This is a genomic window from Parasphingopyxis algicola, assembly GCF_013378075.1.
Lineage (GTDB): Bacteria > Pseudomonadota > Alphaproteobacteria > Sphingomonadales > Sphingomonadaceae > Parasphingopyxis > Parasphingopyxis algicola.
Genome location: NZ_CP051131.1, coordinates 3,020,346 through 3,037,941 on the forward strand (window position 1 = coordinate 3,020,346; position 17,596 = coordinate 3,037,941).

Consider the following 17,596-nt stretch of genomic DNA (forward strand, 5'->3'; position numbering starts at 1 on the left):
CGGCCGTCAGTTGCGGTTGAAATGGTCGTTTGCGGTGGGCCGATCCGAGTCTCGCCGATGCTGTCGAAGTTGTCGAACGAAAGCGACGAAGTGATCAACTTGCTGTTGATAGGCTGCGACTGCCTGATCGCGAGATATTCCCCTGGCTTCGGCTGTGGACCGCGCGTATCTATGCCCCAAATCGCTCAGTGCTTCTATCCGAGTTTGAAACGAATCATGCGTTTCCGACGGATCCAATAACCCCGTAAACGCAATCGCGGACATCAGGCCGATAACGGGTGAAATACCCACGTCCTGTGCATGTTTAGCAGCGCAGCGGTCGGCTTCACGCTCATGGGCGAGCAACAGCGAACCTTGGTTCTGCGTGAGGCGCAAGATACGAATCCAATCGCGCGTTTCGTCAGTTTGATGCTGATTCAAATGATGGCAGACTTCGTGCAGTATGACCATCTGAAGGACGTTTCGTCGATTTTGTGCAGTCATTTCATCTTCTGTCGACGCGCTGTCCGTAGCTGCTGGCCGCGTGCGCAGGGTGTTGTCGTCATACCATCGCTCGGAATAGGCAACCGCAAAATCCGCTTCGCTGTGCAGGAACTGCTCCAATGTCTCGTCGACAGAGGCATCTGCGTCCGAGGAAATCGATATCAAATGAGCTAATCGGTCGAGATAGAATGCGGCGCCCGCGCTCATTGTGATTCGTAGGTGCTCGGTCCCGTCTGCGTCTTTCTCCACATCTGCATATAGATGGAAGTTATCCGAACAGATCGTTGAACGGGATATGGACTCCAGTATATCGCGCTCCCGAGGCCCCATGCTCAGGAATTGCCGCGAGGCCTCCCGTATCGGATCAAAATAATCGATCAAAAAAAGATCGGCGAGCTGCCGATATTCATTCCGATCGATTTTGAACGGGTGGAATTCCTCTCCGTTAGGCGATGTTATCCGAGTTAGCGGATCGTCCGTATGCGGTGTCGCCAAAGGACAGTTTTCTCGTGGTGCTTGAGTCGAATCTTGCGCGTGAGATGCCGAAGGCAGAATGAGGCTGCCAGCATGGCACAGCAAAAAAAGTGCGAAGGCTACAGATTTCTGCATTCCGAATAGTCTGCCCTCACAGTCGCCAAATCCGTATTGCGACTGACAAACCTCACCCCTCTAAGATTCTCTTCAGCAGAATGCGCTTCGATCACCGCGTTCCAGTCGGCGGCCGGCGAATATAGCTGCATTTTTCTGAGTTCCGACTTGATCTGATCGATTATTCGAGCGCCACCCAGGAGATTCACCAGCGTCGATAGTCCTATCAGGTTCGACGCTTCGTTGACATCGCACGTCAAAACCGAGCCTCCCGTATCGTCGACGCGCGACGTCCAATATTGAACACGCTCAGGCAGTTCCGTCACCGGCGGTCCAAAGTTGACATGGATATCCTCGTCGCCCTCTCTTGCTAGCCGGTATAATTTGAGATCGAACTGGTCATCGTTTGAATACTGGATCGGATCGGCAGTTGACGGCAAAGGTCCGAGTAGAACCTGATCAGTAATACCTTGCGTAAGATAACTTATCGTTTCGCAAGACGATAACGACAAGACTGCGGCAACGGGTAATAGGGCACGAGCAACCAACATCACGACTCCCCTCTTTCATAACCGGATGCGACTCGGTCTTTTCTTTAATTATCAATATAGATTGAGTTGGAGTCAATAAATCTGGCTATTTCGTCCTTTAGAACGCAAAAAATGAGGCCGCGGCATTTTTGGTGCCGCAGCCTCGCCCCTTTTACCAGGATTTGGAAACCCCGCTCGGTTCGGGAATGGTTTTAGGCGACTTGGGCCTGTTCTTCCTCTTCCGGATCGCGCAGCACATAGCCGCGGCCCCAGACGGTTTCGATGTAATTTTCGCCGCCCGATGCGAGGCTGAGCTTCTTGCGCAGCTTGCAGATGAAGACGTCGATGATCTTGAGTTCCGGCTCGTCCATGCCGCCATAGAGATGGTTGAGGAACATTTCCTTGGTGAGCGTCGTGCCTTTGCGCAGGCTCAGCAGTTCGAGCATCGCATATTCCTTGCCGGTCAGGTGGACGCGGTTGCTGTCCACTTCGACGGTCTTGGCGTCGAGATTGACCGCAAGCTTGCCGGTCTTGATGACCGACTGGCTATGGCCCTTCGAGCGGCGCACCACGGCATGGATGCGGGCGACAAGCTCTTCGCGATGGAAGGGCTTGGTGACATAGTCGTCGGCACCGAAACCGAAACTGCGCACCTTGCTGTCCATTTCCGCGATGCCGGAAAGAATGAGAACCGGAGTCTGCACCTTGGAAAGGCGCAGCTTCTTGAGCACGTCATAGCCGTGCATGTCCGGCAGGTTCAGGTCGAGCAATATGATGTCGTAATCATAGAGCTTGCCCAGATCGAGGCCTTCTTCGCCCAGATCGGTGGTGTAAACATTGAAGCCTTCGGTCGTCAACATCATCTCGATGCTCTTCGCCGTGGTAGGCTCGTCTTCGATCAGCAGCACACGCATCAGGTCACCCCTTGTTTGTGGCACCGAACGAGACGCCGTCCCGAACGGCTCGGTGCAATTCATTAACCATCAAAGGTATGAAGGCAAAAGGTTAAAGGCCAGTTAACTCCACGAGTCGCGAAGCTGTGACATTTGGGACTCACCCGGTTTCGCGCGCGGAGCCGGCGGTTTCGGCGCATAAACGGGCGAAGCGTTCGGCCAGAAAATCGACGAGCGCGGTGACCCGCGCCGGCCGTTCCCGGCCCGGCGGCGTGACCAGGTGGAGCGCGACCGGGGGCGGGGACCAGTCGGGCAGCAAGGTCACGAGCCCCTTGGTGCCGCCATGCTGTGCGAGCATGAAATCGGGCACCAGGGCGATGCCAAGTCCCGCCCGGAGCGCGGGCATCATCGCATCGCTGTTGTTGGCGCGCAGCGGCCCGCTCGGCCGGACCTGCGCCTCCTCGCCATTCTCGTGCGTGAACCGCCAGCTCTCCGGATTGGGGAGATAGGCGTAGCAGAGGCAGTCATGATCCTTGAGATCCGCCGGGTGCCGCGGACGGCCTTTCCGTTCGACATAGGTCTGCGCGGCGACGAGGTGGCGTTCGACCGGGCCGAGCCGGCGCGCCTTGAGGCTGCTGTCGGGCAGGGCGCCGATCCTGAGCGCCGCATCGAAGCCGCCCGCGATGATGTCGACGGCTTCGTCGGCGAGATGCAGGTCGATCGCGATATCGGGATAGCGGGCGAGGAAATCGGGCAGCGCCGGGCCGACATGGGCGATGCCGAAACTCATCGGCGCGGCGAGGCGGACGAGACCGCGCGGATTGGCGGCGTCGTCGCGTGCCGCGTCTTCCGCTTCCTCGCCGAGGCTCAACAGTTGCTGCGCGCGTCCGGCGAGTTCGCGGCCGCTTTCGGTCAGCGAGAGACGGCGCGAGCTGCGATGCAGGAGCTGCACGCCAAGCGACGTTTCGAGCCGCGTGACGGCCTTGGAGACGGTCGCCTTGGAAAGGCCCAGATCCTCGGCCGCGGCGGTGAAGGAGCGCAGTTCGACGACTTTGGCGAAAATCGCCCAGGCTTCGAGATCGGGGAGATTGGGCATAAAAACGAAACGATGCTTTTCCGATGTTTCTATTTATGCGCAATCGCAAATGCCTATCTGGGTGTCAACGATATACGCGACGATGGAGAAGTTCGATGATAGAGAAACGCCCGTTCGCCGGCCTCGGCCATGCCGATCATGGCTGGCTCAACGCCCGCCACCATTTTTCCTTCGCCAATTATTACGATCCCGGCCGCATGGGCTGGGGCTCTATCCGCGTCTGGAACGACGACGAGATCGCCGCCCAGTCGGGCTTCCCGCCGCATCCGCACCGGGACATGGAAATCGTCACTTACGTTCGGCAGGGCGCGATCACCCATGAGGATTCGATGGGCAATAAGGGCCGCACCGAGGCCGGCGACGTCCAGGTGATGAGCGCCGGGAAGGGCATCCGCCACTCGGAATATAATCTCGAGGACGAGGAAACGCGCATCTTCCAGATCTGGATCGAGACCGCCGAACGCGGCGCCGATCCGCGCTGGGGCGCCAAGCCTTTTCCGAAGGCCGATCGTTCGGGCCGGCTCGTGACGCTGGCGAGCGGATTCGACGAGGATCAAGAGGCGCTCAGGATCCTGACGCCCGCGCGCGTAATGGGCGCGACGCTCAAGGCCGGCGAAACGATCGACTATGAGGTCGGCGAAGATCGCCATGCCTATCTGGTGCCGGCGACCGGCAAGCTCGCCGCCAATGACGTCGAGCTCGACGCACGCGACGGCGCGGCCATATCCGGCGGAACCAAAGTCACGCTTACCGCGATGGAAGAGAGCGAAATCGTTTTCGTCGACGCGGCCTAACCCCCCAAGGCCATCCCGGTTCCCCGCCGAGATGGCCGTTCTTTTTTAAACGAAGGAGAGTTGTCCGATGACCAAAGTTCTTGTGCTCTATTATTCTTCCTACGGCCATATCGAGCAGATGGCCGAAGCCGTTGCCGAAGGCGCGCGCGAAGCCGGCGCCGAGGTTGCGATCAGGCGCGTGCCCGAAACCGCCCCCGACGAGATCGTCGAAGGCGCCGGGTTCAAGACCGATCATGGCTACGCGACGGCCGAAGTCGACGAACTGCCCGACTATGACGCGATCATCGTCGGCGCGCCGACCCGTTTCGGCCGGATGCCGAGCCAGATGGCGGCCTTCTGGGATCGCACCGGAAAACTCTGGATGGAGGGTGCGCTCAATGGCAAGATCGGCGGCGCCTTCACGTCGAGCGCGACCCAGCATGGCGGACAGGAAACGACGCTGTTTTCGATCATCACCAATCTCTTCCACCAGGGTTTCACGATCGTCGGGCTCGATTACGGCTTTCAGGGCCAGATGGGCGTCGAGGAGGTGAAGGGCGGATCGCCCTATGGCGCGACCACAATCGCCGATGGCGATGGCAGCCGCATGCCGAGCGAGATCGAACTCGAAGGCGCGCGCTATCAGGGGCGCCGGATCGCGGAAGTCGCAGCGAAGGTCCACGGTTAGCCATCCGGCCGGGCCGGCGTTTGAACGGCTGTACTTGACGGCCGGCGCAATCAGGTGGCGGGGCCGTGCTCCGCCACCATCGCCTTCAACGCTTCGAAACAGCTGGCATCGATGGCGATACCGACTTCCGAACCGATGATCGCGAGGGCTTCGTCGACCGGCATCGCGGCGCGATAGGGCCGGTCGGCGGTCAGCGCGTCGAAAAAGTCGCAGATCGTGATGATCCGCGTGTCCATCTGGATCGCGTCTTCGCAAAGGCGGTTGGGATAGCCCTTGCCGTCGAGGCGTTCGTGATGGGCACCCGCCGTCGCCGCCATGTCGCTGAACACCGAAATCCGGCCGAGGATGGCCGTCGTAAAATGGGTGTGCCGGCGCATCACCCGCCATTCCTCGTCGGTCAGAAGGTCGGGCTTGTCGAGGATCAGGTTGCTGATGCCGAGCTTGCCGATGTCGTGCAGCGCGGCGGCCCGGCTCAGCTTGCGGATATGGGCCTTTTCATAACCGAGACGCTCCGCGACGCCCGCTGCATATACGGCCACGCGTCCGCTATGGCCGCTCGTATAGGGGCTTTTGGCGTCGATCACCTGACCGAATGCCGCCGCGATATCGTCGAGAAAATCCTCGTCCACGGCTACCATATGCCGGACGGGCTCCAGTTCGACGACGCGCCGTTCGAGATCGCGCGCTTCCAAGGTGGCCCAGAATACCGGATCCTCGGCGATGTCGAGAAACACATCGCACAGCTCCGGATCGAACCAGCCGCCGCTGCGCTTGCGAACCTCTTCGCGCGCCGCGTCCTCGCCGTTCGCCATGCGGAAGACGTCGATCACCTGGGATAGAAGGGCGATCCGCGAATAGAGCGGAATGGCGTCGCCCTTGAGCCCGTTGGGCTGGCCCGAACCGTCCCAATGCTCGTCGAGCCCGGCGATCCCTTCGGCCACGGCCTCGGGAAAGTGCAGCTGGCGGGCGATATCGGCGCCGCGGATGCAGCGCGTTTGGATCATGTCATGTTCGATCTTCGATCCGTTCACGAGGACGTTCCCGAGCGCGCTGATCCGTTCGCCCAGGGTCGCGTTCGGCCCGGTCCGCGCCAGCACGAATTTCAGCACATTGCCGAGCTTGCCGTCGACGAGTTTATAGTCGCGTTTGATCGCGTGGTCGTCGGCCAGATACAGTTCGCAGATTCGCGCCGCATTGCTGCTGCACCCCAGATCCTTGAGCAGCAGCGTATAATAGAGTTCCCACTGCTGGTCCCTGCCGAGGCCCAGAGCGCGGCCGATATGGCTGCCGATCCAGCAACCGCGGATGCAATGGCCCTTGGGCTGGCCCTGGGTCAGGTCGAGTGCATAGCTAAACGCGCTGACGATCTCGGCGAAGGAGACCATCGGCTCGATATCCGTCGCGAATTCCTCGGAAAATCTGTGCTGGAACATGGTTTTACCGCCCCCGGTGCGTCGATATAGTCATTTAGCGTTACCATGAGTTTAATGGCTGCATGTCCTTGGCAGCGGCTCTATCCGGCTAGGCAGCGGGCCGTGCGTTCGGCTAAGGCCCGGAGATGACAGCCGGCGGCATCCTGTTCATCGATGGCGAGGCCATCGTCATCGACAAGCCGGCCGGACTGCCCGTCACCCGGCCGAAGCGCGGCGGCGACTGTGTCGAAGACCGGTTGGGGGCGTTGCGCATGGGATTCGCCCGTCCGCCGATGATCGTCCACCGGCTGGACCAGGACACCAGCGGCTGTCTGCTGCTTGCCCGCAACCCGAAGGCGCTCAAGCGATTCAACCGGGCCTTTGCCGAGGGCCGCGTCTCCAAAACCTATTGGGCGGTGCTGGACGGCGAACTGGAGGCGGAGTCGGGAACCGTCGATCTGTCCCTGGCGAAACGTTCGACCCGCGAACGCGGCTGGTGGATGGCGGTCGATCGGCGGGGGAAACCGGCGCGGACGCATTGGAGTGTGCTGAAGGCCGAGGGCGGCCGGACGCTCGTCGAATTCCGGCCGGAAACGGGGCGGACGCACCAGCTGCGGGTCCATGCGCGCGACGGGCTTGGCGCGCCGATCTTCGGCGATCCGGTCTATGGAGATGGCGGGGCGCGGATGCTGCTCCATGCACGGACCCTGTCGGTACCGCGCGACGGCAAGCCGGATATCGTTGCGGAAGCGCCGCTACCCGATCATTTTGCCGAAGCCTGTCCTTCCTAATGGCAGGGCACGGGGCGCAGGGCCAAGGGAGCCGACAACGTCCGCAGCGGCTTGGACAGTTTGCCGTCCGTTCGGTTAGGAGGATCGCATGGCCAATTCCGATATCACCGCCATCCCGGCCACCGCGATCGAGGAACGCCATCTGGCAGGAACGGGGCCCGGCGGCCAGAATGTCAACAAGGTCGCGACGGCCGTCCAGCTGCGGGTGGATGTGCTCGCGCTCGATCTCGCGCCGCCGGTCTATCGCCGTTTGCGGTCGCTCGCCGGAAGCCGGATGACGGCGGACGGTACGCTCGTCCTGACCGCGCGCAACCATCGCAGTCAGGAGGCCAATCGCCGCGCGGCGATGGCGCGGCTCGAAGAGCTGCTCGAAAAAGCCCGTCACCGCCCCGCACGGCGGATCAAGACCAAGCCCAGCCGGGCCGCCAAGGCGCGCCGGGTGGACAGCAAGAAGGTTCGCGGGCAGGTGAAGAAAGCGCGCGGCAAACCGCGGCTCGACTAGGAAAGCCCATGCACAGTTTCGACATCGCGCCGGCGACGGACAAACAGGCCCTCTATGCCGATCTTCGGTCCGCGCTGGACGGGCTGACCGCCGGCGAACCCGATGCCGTCGCCAATATGGCCAATATGGCGGCGCTGCTCTGGGAATATCTGCCCGACATCAACTGGGCGGGCTTTTATCGCCTCGTCGGCGACGAGCTCGTGCTCGGCCCCTTTCAGGGCAAGACCGCCTGTATCCGGATTGCGATCGGCGCCGGCGTGTGCGGCACGGCCGCCGCGACGCGCGAAACGCAGATCGTGGAGGATGTGGAGGCCTTTCCGGGCCATATCCCGTGCGACGCAGCATCCGCGTCCGAACTGGTGATACCGATCGTGGTCGATGGCGCACTGTTGGGCGTTCTCGATATCGACAGCCCGAGCAAGCGGCGTTTCGATGCCGAGGATGCGGCCGGATGTGAAGCGCTGGTCGCGCTGGTCGGCCCGAGAATCGCCGGATAGCGTTCGCGGCCCACCGGCGCACTGCCTCAAAACGGGACAGAAGTCGGCGGCAACCGCCGTGGCCCCGGCCTTTCAAAACTGTTAAGAAAGTATGAACGCCGGGGGTATGCGACGCTCTTCGGCCTGGAATTTCGCGGGAAGGGCGACATATGCGCAAATTAGCTTTTCTGGGCCTTTTGATGTCCATGACAATGATGCCGGCCACCGCGCAGGCGCAAAGCGACTCCGGCGCGAGCAGCGCGGGCATTGCCGTTGCGACACAGGCGATGCGCGGCGGCGGTCGTCATTTCGTGCGCCATGGTGGCGGACGGCATTTCGTGCATCGTGGTGGAGGAAGGCATTTCGTGCATCGCGGCGGCCGGCACTTCTTCCGCCACGGCCACCGGCGGTTCCATAGCGGTTCGCGCTTCTTTGTCGGCGGTTTCCTGCCCAGCTATTTTCTCGCGCCGCGCTATTATGTGGTGAATTATCCGACTTACGGGCTGGCCCGCCCGGCTTACGGCTATCGCTGGGTGCGTTATCATGACGACGCCTATCTGGTCGACGGCCGCGGCCATATCGCCGACGGGCGCTACGGCGTGCCGTATGACCGCTACTATCGCGATGGTCGCCGCTATGACGACCGCTATTATGACGAACGCCGCTATTATGACGACCGGCGGCGCGGCGATGCAGGCGATGCGGCGGCCGGCGCAATCGTCGGCGGGATCGTCGGGGGCATCGCCGGCAACCGGATCGCCGGACGCGGCAACCGCACCGAAGGCACGATCATCGGCGGCGCGCTCGGCGCGATCGCGGGCGGTGCGATCGGCAGCGCGGCGGGCCGTTCCGATCGCTACGACGACCGCTATCGTCGCGACGACCGCCGCGCGGACCGGCGCTATTACGACGACCGCGCGCCGGTGCCCGAATATGTCGGCCGGGGCGACTATTATCCGCCGGCCGCGCCGGGCTACGGCGTCGATTATGATTACGACTATCAGGATGACGACCGTGTCGTTTCGCCGCCGGTGCACCATGCGCCGCCGGTTCAGACCCATGTCGCGGTCAGCGGGCCGGGCACCTATGCCGTGAATCACGCCAATGGCGTGTCGCAGAGCGCGACGACTACCATCGTCCTCAATTCTGCCCCAGCGACCACGACGACCTTTATCGAAGAGGAAGTCGAATATGTCGCGCCGCGGCGCAGTACCCGTCGTTCCGCGCATCGGTCACGGAGCTGCAACTGCCGCTAAGGGCATCGCTTTTGCTTCGGGGGAGCAAGGGGGGAAAGGGCGGTCGGGTAGAATCCCACCGCCCTTTTTTTATGCAGAGCCGGTCGCGGGCCCCGGGCGGCGCCCGGCTATCCCAACCGCTCCAATTCCTCGAAACTCAGGCCGCCGGGCACGACGATGACGGGGCATGGCAGCTGACCGGCCACGGTGCCTGCGAAATGGGAAACGAGCGGCCCGGGCGGCCCTTCGGCAGCCGCGCCGAGCATGATTCCCGCAATATTCTCGCTCTCGTCGATCGCCGCGCGGACCATTTTCACCGGGTCGCCGCGCTTGACGACGATCTTGGGCTGAACGCCCGTCGCCTCCACCAATTCTCCGGCGGCCTGGGCGACCGCGGCCTCGGCGCGCAGCTTCGCCTCTTCCTCGAAGGTCGCCTCGACCGCCGCCCAGTTGACGAATTCCTGCGGCGGGATCAGCGAGACGATCTCCACCGTCCGGCCGAGGCGGATCGCACGCACGGCAGCGTAGTGCAGCGCCGCCTTCGCCTCCGGCGTTTCGTCGATGACCACCAGATAGGTCCGCATCCGGTCCTCCCCTCTTGGCCCGGAGACTGCGGCAATATGACCGGACTGGCAAGCGGGATGCGATCCGGCAGGCTGTTCCCGACCGTGTTTCGCCGCTAGGCTGGCGCGGTATTTCGAGGGAGGAGGGCGCCATGCGCAATGCGGTTTTCTGGGTCGTCGCACTATTGGCGCTGCTGTGGAACGGCTTCGGGCTGTACGATCTCTACATGACGCTGACGATCAACCGGGAGTATCTCGCGCAGTTCCCGCCGGAGATGATGGCGATGATCGAAGCCTTTCCCGAATGGCGGCGCCTGCTCTGGACGACGAGCGTGTTTCTCGGGGTGATCGCAGCCGTTTTGCTGCTGCTGCGCCGCGCGATGGCCGAACGGGTTTTCTGGGCGACGGCGGTCACGATGGCGGCGGGCTTCATCGGCTACGACCTGCCCTTCGGAAACGGGTTGGAGGCCTATGGGGTGTTCGGCGTCATCTTTTCCTTCGTTCTGATCGCTGTTCAGATCGTCTTGGCTCTTTACGCGCGCTGGGCGGCGCGGCATGCATTGATCAAATAGACGCCGACATTCGAAGCCGAGGACATGCGATGCCGATCGAATTGAAGATGCCTGCACTTTCGCCGACCATGGAAGAGGGCACCTTGGCCAAGTGGCTGGTCAAGGAAGGCGACGAAATCGTTTCCGGCGACATCATGGCCGAGATCGAGACCGACAAGGCGACGATGGAGTTCGAGGCAGTCGACGAGGGCGTGCTGGCGAAGATCCTCGTGCCGGAGGGCACGGACGAGGTGCAGGTCGGCGCGGTCATCGCGATCATCGCCGAAGAGGGGGAGGATGCGAGCGCCATCGAGGCGCCGGCACAGGCCAACGGTTCGGCCGAAGCCGCGCCCGCGGAGAAGCCGTCGCCGCCACGACCGCCGGCTCCGGCCAAGGCGGATGACGATATCAAGATCAGCCCGTCGGCGCGCCGGCTCGCCGAGGAAAAAGGCGTCGATCTTGCGAGCGTGACGGGCACGGGGCCGCAGGGCCGGATCGTCAAGGCCGACATAGACAAGGCCGAAGGCGGTTCGCCGGCCGCTGCCCCGGCTCCGACGGCGAAAGCGCCCGCCGCGCCGGCCGCCGATGGCGAGCGGATCAAGGCGAGCCCGTTGGCGCGGCGCTTAGCCGAACAGAACGGTCTCGATCTCGGGCAGCTTTCGGGCAGCGGTCCACACGGACGGATCGTCAAGGCCGATATCGAGGCGGCGCTCGAAAGCGGTGCCGGAAAAGCGCCGGCGAAAGAGGCCCCCGCTGCGCCGGTCGATACCGATATCCCGCACGAGGCGATCAAGCTGTCGAACATGCGCAAGACGATCGCCAAGCGGCTCACCGCCTCGAAGCAGGAGGTGCCGCATTACCGGCTTTCGCTCGATTGCCGGCTCGATCCACTGCTCGATCTGCGCAAGGAATTGAACGCCGGGCTCGAGGCGCGCGGGATCAAGCTCTCGGTCAACGACCTGCTGATCAAGGCGCTCGCCGCGGCGCTCGAACAGGTGCCGGACGCCAATGTCTCCTTCCGGGGCGATCAGCTGCTCAGATACAGCCGGGTCGATGTTTCGATGGCGGTGGCGATCGAGGGCGGGTTGATCACGCCCGTCATCACCGATGCGGGCGGTAAGATGCTGTCCAAGATCGCGACGGAATCGAAGGAGCTCGCCGAAAAGGCGCGCGACGGAAAGCTCCAGCCGCACGAATATCAGGGCGGCACCGCCTCCATCTCCAATCTCGGCATGTTCGGCATCAAGCAGTTCGATGCCGTCATCAACCCGCCCCAGGCCATGATCATGGCCATCGGCGCGGGCGAAAAACGTGCCGCTGTCATCGATGAGTCCTTGCAGATCGCTACGATCATGAGCGCCACCGGCAGTTTCGACCATCGCGCCATCGACGGCGCGGTCGGCGCCCAGCTCATGCAGGCGTTCCAGCAGCTGGTGGAAAACCCGCTGGCGATGCTGGCGTAGCGCAAGGAGATGGGCGATGAAAATTGCGGTGATCGGCAAGGGCCGGGTCGGCAGCGTTTTGGGGCCGGCTTTTGCCAAGGCCGGGCATGAGGTCGTGTACGGCGTTCGCGAGCCGGCCGACGAAAAATACGACAATGGCGACGAGATCCCGCACGATACGACCGAAGGCGCGGCGCAATGGGGCGAAGTCGTCATCCTGGCCGTCGACTGGAGCGTCGCCGAAAGCGCGCTCGCCGAGTGCGGCGATCTCGGCGGCAAGATCCTGATCGATTGCACCAATCCGCTGACCATGGGCGAGGAGGGCCTCGAACTGGCACTGGGTTTCGATACGTCGGCCGGCGAAATATTGGCGGGGCAGACGGCTGCGAAGGCGGTGAAGACGCTCAATCAGGTCGGATCGCCGGTGATGGGAATGGCGCATGCTTTCCCGAACCGTCCGATCCAGTTCGTGGCCGGCGAGGATGAAGACGCCAAGGCGCTGGTCAGCAGCCTGTTGCGCGATATCGGCTTCGAGCCCATCGATTATGGCGGGATCCGGAACGCTCGCCAACTGGAGCCGCTCGCGATGGTCTGGATCGACCAGGCGTTCAAACACGGGATGGACCCGCAAACGGCGTGGCATTTTATGAAAGCAGACGGTGACTAATGGCTAACCAATATGATCTCATCATCCTCGGTTCCGGACCCGGCGGCTATGTTGCGGCGATCCGGGCGTCGCAGCTCGGCATGAAGGTGGCGATCGTCGAGCGGGAGAAGCTCGGCGGCATCTGTCTCAACTGGGGGTGCATCCCGACCAAGGCGCTGCTGCGGACGAGCGAGATCTACCATTATATGACCCATGCCGAGGCCTATGGGCTGAAGGCCGAGAAGCCGGGTTTCGATCTCGCCAAGGTCGTCGAGCGCTCGCGCACGGTGGCGGGACAGCTCAACCAGGGTGTCACCGGCCTGATGAAGAAGAACAAGGTCGATGTGCATGAAGGCTTCGGCACGATCACGGCCAGGGGCAAGCTGACCGTCGAGAAGGACGGCAAGAAAACGGAACTCGCCACCAAGACGATCATAATCGCCACCGGCGCCCGCGCCCGCGATCTGCCGTTCGCTAAGGCGGACGGCAAGCGTATCTGGACCTACCGCCACGCGATGGTGCCCGAAGACGTGCCGTCCAAATTGCTGGTGATCGGTTCGGGTGCGATCGGCATCGAATTTGCGAGCTTCTATTCCGATATGGGCGCCGAGGTGACGGTCGTCGAAATGCTGCCGCGCATCCTTCCGGTCGAGGACGAGGACGTCTCCAAGCATATGGAGAAAACGCTCAAGAAGCAGGGCATGACGATCCTGACCGGCGCGGGCGTCGAAAAGCTCGAAGCCGGCGCGAAATCGGTCAAGGCGGCGATCAAGGACGCCAAGGGCAAGGTGACCGAGAGCGAGTTCAGCCACGCCATCGTTGCGATCGGCATCATGCCCAACACCGAAGACACGGGCATCGACACGCTCGGCGTGAAGACGGGCGAGAACGGTCATATCGACGTCGACGGCTTCGGTCGGACCAGTGTCGAGGGCATTCTCGCGATCGGCGATGTGACGGGGCCGCCCTGGCTCGCGCACAAGGCCAGCCACGAAGGCGTGGTCGCGGTCGAGAAGCTGGCGGGCCAGAACCCGCATGCCTTCGAGACCGGCAATATTCCGGGCTGCACCTATTCGCGGCCGCAGGTTGCGTCGGTCGGGATGACCGAGGCTCAGGCCAAGGAGGCCGGTCACACGGTCCGCGTCGGCAATTTCCCCTTTATCGGCAACGGCAAGGCGATCGCACTGGGCGAGGCCGAGGGTTTCGTCAAAACCGTATTCGACGAAAAGACCGGCGAGCTATTGGGCGCCCATATGATCGGCGCCGAGGTCACCGAACTGATCCAGGGCTATGCCGTCGCGCGGCAGCTGGAAACGACCGAGGCGGAACTGATGGAAACCGTCTTCCCGCATCCGACATTGAGCGAAATGATGCATGAAAGCGTGCTCGCCGCCTATGACCGGGTGCTGCACATCTGATCAGCCCGTACCCGGCCGCGTGCCGTTCTGCGCATAGTCCGCGATCAGCTGCTGATAGTCTTCCATTTCGGGGAATGCCTCGAAACTGCGCTGGGCCGGCAGCTCGACCCAAGACAGTTGTTCGGCCGTCATGACTTCGATAAAGGGCACGTCCCAGTGCGGCTCTTCGAGCATCATCGTGCGGACATTGACGATCCAGTCGGCGCCGTGCGGCTTGGAATAGACCCAGCTCTTGCAGCTGTCGCAAAAGAATTGCCCGTGCGGGCCGCGAAGGCCGCCTTTCACGCCTTCGCCCTCCGTCACGCGGAAGCCTTCGGCCGGCACCATCAGCGAAAGCGAAAAGGCGCTCGCCGTCAATCGTTGGCAGCCCCGGCAATGGCACGCCATCGAGAGCAGCGGCGTGGCGCTGATCTCGAACTTCAGATCGCCGCACAAACACTGCCCGGTCCATGGCAATCCCCAATCCTCGTTCATGTGGCGGTTCCTTTCCTGCCCCTCGACGGGCGACCGACACTATAGCATAGCGGCATCCCATCGAGAGAGGGACATGATCATGATCGCAAGGCTCGCAATCGTTACCTATCTGCTGCTGTTTTCGGCGGCGCTTCACGCCGAAACGCTCGTCGTCACCGCCGACCGGATGGTCGACGTGCTCGAGGGGCGGGCGATCGACAATCCGGTGGTCGTGGTCACCGACGGCCGGATCGTCTCGGTCTCGAGCGGCGAAGTGCCGGCCGATCTGCCCGAGGACGCCGAGCGGCTCGATCTCGCGGGCATGACGATCCTGCCCGGGCTGATCGACATGCATGTCCATCTGACGACCACGCCGCGGATCGGCGGCTTCCGGCGGCTCAACTATACCGACAGCTTCTGGACGACGCTCGGCGTACCCAACGCGCGCGCGATGCTCGAATCGGGGTTCACGACCGTGCGCAACGTCGGCGCCGACGATTATGCCGACGTCGCGCTGCGCCAAGGTATCGAGGCCGGCTTCTATCCCGGACCGCGGATCGTCGCCGCGACCGAGTCCTTCGGGGTGACGGGCGGGCATTGCGACCGCAACGGCCTGCCGCCGTCGCTCGTCGACCGGGACGGAGAGCAGGGCGTCAACGGCGTGGAGGCCGTCCGCCTGCAGATTCGGCAGAACCGGCGCTATGGCGCCGATGTCATCAAGATCTGCGCGACCGGCGGCGTTTTCTCCCGCAACACCGATGTCGGCGCCCAGCAGATGACGGCCGGGGAAATCCGCGCCGCGGTCGAGGAGGCGCATATGCTCGGGATGCGCGTCGCGGCCCATGCGCATGGCAATGCCGGTATCCGTGCCGCGATCGAGGCCGGCGTCGATACGATCGAACATGCGAGCTATCTCGACGACGAGACGATCCGCATGGCGATCGACCGCGGCACCTTTTTCTCGATGGATATCTACAACACCGAATATACGCTGGCCGAGGGCGAGGCGAACGGCGTGCTGGAGGAAAATCTGGCGAAGGAGCGGCAGGTCGGGACGATCCAGCGCGAGAGCTTCCGCCGGTCCGTCGAGCTCGGCGCGCGGCATGTGTTCGGGTCGGATGCAGGCGTCTATCCGCATGGTACCGGCGGCCGGCAGTTTGCGCGCATGGTGCGGTTCGGGATGACGCCGCTTCAGGCGATCCAGGCCGCGACCGCCAATGCCGCCGAAGCGCTCGACAAGATGGGCGATGTCGGCGCGATCGCGCCGGGCCGATATGGCGATATCATCGCCGTGGATGGCGACCCGCTGGCCGACATCGCCGCGTTGGAAGATGTCGACATCGTCGTCAAGGGCGGCGAACTCGTCATGGACCGCCGTTGACGCGCCCCACTTCCCGGCCTGGTTTTAGCCGGCCGTCGCCTGGGACGGTTTCGGCGCCGTTGCGGCGACCGGCTTCTCGTCGACCAGTTTGAGCGACGCGTCCTTCGGCTCGTCCTTTTTGAGCGTGCCGGCGCTTTTGTGCCGGAAGCTGCCTTCGACATGGCCGCCGGTGGCGATGCTCAGCTTTTCATAGGTCACATCGCCGACCACTTTGGCCGAGGCCTCGACGATCAGTTCCTTGGCCGCGATCGAGCCTTCCACGCGGCCGGCGATGCGCGCCTGTTCGGCGCTGATACCGCCCTTGATCGTGCTGTTGCCGGCCTGGACCAGCGTGGCGCAGCGAATATCGCCTTCGACGCGGCCATCGACATGCAAATCGACGGACGCATCGATATCGCCCGTGACGGTGACGTCCGAGCCGATGACCGAGAAGGTCGAGCGGTTATCCGCGCTCGACGGCATCGCCATTTCTTCGTCCTGCGACGGATTGGATTTCGAGAACATCGCGATCAGCCTCCAAAAGGGGCCGCGGGTTTACAGCGCGGCCGTTGATACGCACTTCATAGTGCAGGTGGGTGGCAGTCGAGCGGCCGGAGCTGCCCATCCTGCCGATACGATCCCCCCGGTCGACACGGTCCCCAACGCTCACATTGATGCCCGACAGATGCGCATAGCGGGTGACGACACCCGCACCATGATCGATTTCGATCGTCCGGCCATATCCGCCCTTCCAGCCGGCAAAGCGCACACGGCCGGGTCCGGTCGCCAGGATGCCCTGGCCATGGCGGCCGCGAAAATCGATGCCGTTATGCATTGCGCGGCCCCGTGTGAACGGGTCGCGGCGCAGGCCGAAGGGGCTGCTCATCGCACCATAGGCGGTCGGTTTGGCCGACGGTATCGCACGGAGCGACAGTTCCATCACCGCCAGGCGGTTCAGTGCGATTTCGAGATCGGCGATTTCCTCGTCGATCGCGCCGTCAAGCGTCATCGCCGTCCGGATCGGAATCAGCGGGCCGCCCTGCGCCCGGCGGCTCATGACGCGCGGATCGAGCCCGAACTCGCGGATCGCCTCGGCGGTTTGCAGGGTGCGTTGCTCGACCGCGGCGCGCAGCGCGCGGGCGAATGCGACCTGATGCTGCTCGAGCGCCTGCAAGGCGGCAGCTTCCGGAATCGCCGCGCTGCTTTCCTCGGCAGCCTCGGCGCCGTCGGCGGTCTCCGCCTCGTCTTCATTGTCTTCGAGATTGCCGAAATGGCGGCGGACCAGCGCATCGAGCACGGCCTGACGCCGCTCGACGCGGGCGACCTGCTCTTCGACGGTTCCGCGATAGGCGGCGACGCGCGCTTCGGTCTGGGTGACCTCCTGTTCGCGCTGGTCAAGTGCGATTCGGTCACTCGCCCCTTTGACTTGCAGCCCGACCATGACCAGCGTGACCGCCAGCCATGCGACCGCGCCAAGCGCGGCGATCGACACCACTCTTATCTGTAACTTACTGGAAATTCTAAAAAAGCGGAGCTTGCCGCCGGAGCGGATATGGAGCTCATGGTCAGGAAAAAGGCCCTTGAACCGGGACCAAAGCCCCGGGCCTTCCTTTTTATTTCTAGACACGTGCAACCCTGTGAATTGAAATTTGTGCAAACCGGCTAGCAACAATGTGGTTAAATCGCGAGTCTAACG

20 protein-coding genes are annotated in these 17,596 nt (G+C 63.1%); 11 read left to right on the forward strand and 9 right to left on the reverse strand.

The features are described from left to right. Positions 1-6 precede the first annotated feature (6 nt). The 4 genes from HFP57_RS14905 to HFP57_RS14920 form a co-directional block, all read right to left on the reverse strand. A complete protein-coding gene (locus HFP57_RS14905; RefSeq protein ID WP_176870521.1) occupies positions 7-1,092 on the reverse strand; it encodes a M48 family metalloprotease in 1,086 nt (361 codons plus the stop codon). Next, complete coding sequence (locus HFP57_RS14910) at positions 1,077-1,625, reverse strand: hypothetical protein (RefSeq protein ID WP_176870522.1); 549 nt, start codon at positions 1,623-1,625, stop codon at positions 1,077-1,079. Before HFP57_RS14910 ends, HFP57_RS14905 begins: the two co-directional genes overlap by 16 nt. A gap of 188 nt (positions 1,626-1,813) precedes the next feature. Beyond that, positions 1,814-2,515: a response regulator transcription factor CtrA gene (gene ctrA / locus HFP57_RS14915; protein WP_176870523.1), complete on the reverse strand. Its 702-nt coding sequence runs from the start codon at positions 2,513-2,515 to the stop codon at positions 1,814-1,816. Between the two features lie 139 nt (positions 2,516-2,654). Beyond that, positions 2,655-3,590, reverse strand: coding sequence for a LysR family transcriptional regulator (locus tag HFP57_RS14920; protein ID WP_176870524.1), 936 nt, complete (start codon positions 3,588-3,590; stop codon positions 2,655-2,657). Positions 3,591-3,685: 95 nt separating this feature from the next. Between HFP57_RS14920 and HFP57_RS14925 the strand changes: the two genes are divergently transcribed. Together HFP57_RS14925 and wrbA are read left to right on the forward strand one after the other, a co-directional pair. Continuing rightward, positions 3,686-4,384: a pirin family protein gene (locus HFP57_RS14925; RefSeq protein WP_176870525.1), complete on the forward strand. Its 699-nt coding sequence runs from the start codon at positions 3,686-3,688 to the stop codon at positions 4,382-4,384. Positions 4,385-4,451: 67 nt separating this feature from the next. After that, positions 4,452-5,051 carry an NAD(P)H:quinone oxidoreductase gene (gene wrbA / locus HFP57_RS14930; protein WP_176870526.1) on the forward strand — a complete coding sequence of 200 codons (600 nt, stop codon included), beginning with the start codon at positions 4,452-4,454 and terminating at the stop codon, positions 5,049-5,051. 50 nt (positions 5,052-5,101) lie between these two features. On the opposite strand, the gene HFP57_RS14935 is transcribed toward wrbA, so the two are convergent. Beyond that, positions 5,102-6,484 (reverse strand): HD-GYP domain-containing protein, encoded by a 1,383-nt coding sequence (locus HFP57_RS14935; protein ID WP_246263189.1) that lies wholly within the window; start codon positions 6,482-6,484, stop codon positions 5,102-5,104. A 125-nt stretch (positions 6,485-6,609) separates the two neighbouring features. On the opposite strand from HFP57_RS14935, the gene HFP57_RS14940 reads away from it, so the two are divergent. The 4 genes from HFP57_RS14940 (at position 6,610) to HFP57_RS14955 (ending at position 9,488) form a co-directional block, all read left to right on the forward strand. Next, complete coding sequence (locus HFP57_RS14940) at positions 6,610-7,254, forward strand: RluA family pseudouridine synthase (protein ID WP_176870527.1); 645 nt, start codon at positions 6,610-6,612, stop codon at positions 7,252-7,254. An 88-nt stretch (positions 7,255-7,342) separates the two neighbouring features. Further along, positions 7,343-7,756: an alternative ribosome rescue aminoacyl-tRNA hydrolase ArfB gene (gene arfB / locus HFP57_RS14945; RefSeq protein ID WP_176870528.1), complete on the forward strand. Its 414-nt coding sequence runs from the start codon at positions 7,343-7,345 to the stop codon at positions 7,754-7,756. Positions 7,757-7,764: 8 nt separating this feature from the next. Continuing rightward, positions 7,765-8,253 carry a GAF domain-containing protein gene (locus HFP57_RS14950; protein ID WP_176870529.1) on the forward strand — a complete coding sequence of 163 codons (489 nt, stop codon included), beginning with the start codon at positions 7,765-7,767 and terminating at the stop codon, positions 8,251-8,253. Positions 8,254-8,432: 179 nt separating this feature from the next. Continuing rightward, complete coding sequence (locus tag HFP57_RS14955) at positions 8,433-9,488, forward strand: RcnB family protein (RefSeq protein ID WP_246263190.1); 1,056 nt, start codon at positions 8,433-8,435, stop codon at positions 9,486-9,488. Between the two features lie 107 nt (positions 9,489-9,595). Here the strand turns inward: HFP57_RS14955 and HFP57_RS14960 are convergent, their stop codons facing one another. After that, complete coding sequence (locus HFP57_RS14960; protein ID WP_176870530.1) at positions 9,596-10,051, reverse strand: universal stress protein; 456 nt, start codon at positions 10,049-10,051, stop codon at positions 9,596-9,598. A 131-nt stretch (positions 10,052-10,182) separates the two neighbouring features. On the opposite strand from HFP57_RS14960, the gene HFP57_RS14965 reads away from it, so the two are divergent. Genes HFP57_RS14965 through lpdA form a run of 4 tightly spaced genes read left to right on the forward strand, consistent with a single transcriptional unit; the run spans position 10,183 to position 14,087 of the window. Then, a complete protein-coding gene (locus HFP57_RS14965) occupies positions 10,183-10,602 on the forward strand; it encodes a hypothetical protein (RefSeq protein WP_176870531.1) in 420 nt (139 codons plus the stop codon). 29 nt (positions 10,603-10,631) lie between these two features. Continuing rightward, entirely contained in the window at positions 10,632-12,044 is a 1,413-nt protein-coding gene (locus HFP57_RS14970; RefSeq protein ID WP_176870532.1) for a 2-oxo acid dehydrogenase subunit E2, read from the forward strand. 16 nt (positions 12,045-12,060) lie between these two features. Continuing rightward, entirely contained in the window at positions 12,061-12,690 is a 630-nt protein-coding gene (locus HFP57_RS14975; RefSeq protein WP_176870533.1) for an NADPH-dependent F420 reductase, read from the forward strand. Next, positions 12,690-14,087 (forward strand): dihydrolipoyl dehydrogenase, encoded by a 1,398-nt coding sequence (lpdA, locus tag HFP57_RS14980; RefSeq protein WP_176870534.1) that lies wholly within the window; start codon positions 12,690-12,692, stop codon positions 14,085-14,087. The genes HFP57_RS14975 and lpdA overlap by 1 nt, the downstream gene beginning before the upstream one ends. On the opposite strand, the gene HFP57_RS14985 is transcribed toward lpdA, so the two are convergent. Further along, positions 14,088-14,561, reverse strand: coding sequence for a GFA family protein (locus tag HFP57_RS14985; RefSeq protein WP_176870535.1), 474 nt, complete (start codon positions 14,559-14,561; stop codon positions 14,088-14,090). It abuts the gene before it with no gap. Positions 14,562-14,640: 79 nt separating this feature from the next. On the opposite strand from HFP57_RS14985, the gene HFP57_RS14990 reads away from it, so the two are divergent. Then, complete coding sequence (locus tag HFP57_RS14990) at positions 14,641-15,921, forward strand: Xaa-Pro dipeptidase (RefSeq protein WP_176871351.1); 1,281 nt, start codon at positions 14,641-14,643, stop codon at positions 15,919-15,921. Positions 15,922-15,945: 24 nt separating this feature from the next. Here HFP57_RS14990 and HFP57_RS14995 read toward each other — a convergent pair whose 3' ends face one another. Together HFP57_RS14995 and HFP57_RS15000 are read right to left on the reverse strand one after the other, a co-directional pair. After that, the gene (locus tag HFP57_RS14995; protein WP_246263192.1) at positions 15,946-16,383 is read right to left on the reverse strand and encodes a bactofilin family protein; all 438 of its coding nucleotides are present in this window, start codon (positions 16,381-16,383) and stop codon (positions 15,946-15,948) included. Further along, on the reverse strand, positions 16,364-17,395 hold the full coding sequence (locus HFP57_RS15000) for a M23 family metallopeptidase (RefSeq protein WP_176870537.1): 1,032 nt from the start codon (positions 17,393-17,395) through the stop codon (positions 16,364-16,366). Before HFP57_RS15000 ends, HFP57_RS14995 begins: the two co-directional genes overlap by 20 nt. Between the last annotated feature and the right edge of the window lie 201 nt (positions 17,396-17,596).

Excerpts from the sequence above, each read along its gene's own strand:
- HFP57_RS14920 (WP_176870524.1), bottom strand. The coding sequence starts at position 3,590 with ATGCCCAATCTCCCCGATCTCGAAGCCTGGGCGATTTTCGCCAAAGTC.
- HFP57_RS14985 (WP_176870535.1), bottom strand. The coding sequence starts at position 14,561 with ATGAACGAGGATTGGGGATTGCCATGGACCGGGCAGTGTTTGTGCGGC.
- HFP57_RS14975 (WP_176870533.1), top strand. The coding sequence starts at position 12,061 with ATGAAAATTGCGGTGATCGGCAAGGGCCGGGTCGGCAGCGTTTTGGGG.
- HFP57_RS14990 (WP_176871351.1), top strand. The coding sequence starts at position 14,641 with ATGATCGCAAGGCTCGCAATCGTTACCTATCTGCTGCTGTTTTCGGCG.
- HFP57_RS14960 (WP_176870530.1), bottom strand. The coding sequence starts at position 10,051 with ATGCGGACCTATCTGGTGGTCATCGACGAAACGCCGGAGGCGAAGGCG.
- arfB (WP_176870528.1), top strand. The coding sequence starts at position 7,343 with ATGGCCAATTCCGATATCACCGCCATCCCGGCCACCGCGATCGAGGAA.
- ctrA (WP_176870523.1), bottom strand. The coding sequence starts at position 2,515 with ATGCGTGTGCTGCTGATCGAAGACGAGCCTACCACGGCGAAGAGCATC.
- HFP57_RS14935 (WP_246263189.1), bottom strand. The coding sequence starts at position 6,484 with ATGTTCCAGCACAGATTTTCCGAGGAATTCGCGACGGATATCGAGCCG.
- wrbA (WP_176870526.1), top strand. The coding sequence starts at position 4,452 with ATGACCAAAGTTCTTGTGCTCTATTATTCTTCCTACGGCCATATCGAG.
- HFP57_RS14965 (WP_176870531.1), top strand. The coding sequence starts at position 10,183 with ATGCGCAATGCGGTTTTCTGGGTCGTCGCACTATTGGCGCTGCTGTGG.
- HFP57_RS14970 (WP_176870532.1), top strand. The coding sequence starts at position 10,632 with ATGCCGATCGAATTGAAGATGCCTGCACTTTCGCCGACCATGGAAGAG.
- lpdA (WP_176870534.1), top strand. The coding sequence starts at position 12,690 with ATGGCTAACCAATATGATCTCATCATCCTCGGTTCCGGACCCGGCGGC.
- HFP57_RS14995 (WP_246263192.1), bottom strand. The coding sequence starts at position 16,383 with ATGCCGTCGAGCGCGGATAACCGCTCGACCTTCTCGGTCATCGGCTCG.
- HFP57_RS14955 (WP_246263190.1), top strand. The coding sequence starts at position 8,433 with ATGTCCATGACAATGATGCCGGCCACCGCGCAGGCGCAAAGCGACTCC.
- HFP57_RS14925 (WP_176870525.1), top strand. The coding sequence starts at position 3,686 with ATGATAGAGAAACGCCCGTTCGCCGGCCTCGGCCATGCCGATCATGGC.
- HFP57_RS14950 (WP_176870529.1), top strand. The coding sequence starts at position 7,765 with ATGCACAGTTTCGACATCGCGCCGGCGACGGACAAACAGGCCCTCTAT.
- HFP57_RS14940 (WP_176870527.1), top strand. The coding sequence starts at position 6,610 with ATGACAGCCGGCGGCATCCTGTTCATCGATGGCGAGGCCATCGTCATC.
- HFP57_RS14905 (WP_176870521.1), bottom strand. The coding sequence starts at position 1,092 with ATGCAGAAATCTGTAGCCTTCGCACTTTTTTTGCTGTGCCATGCTGGC.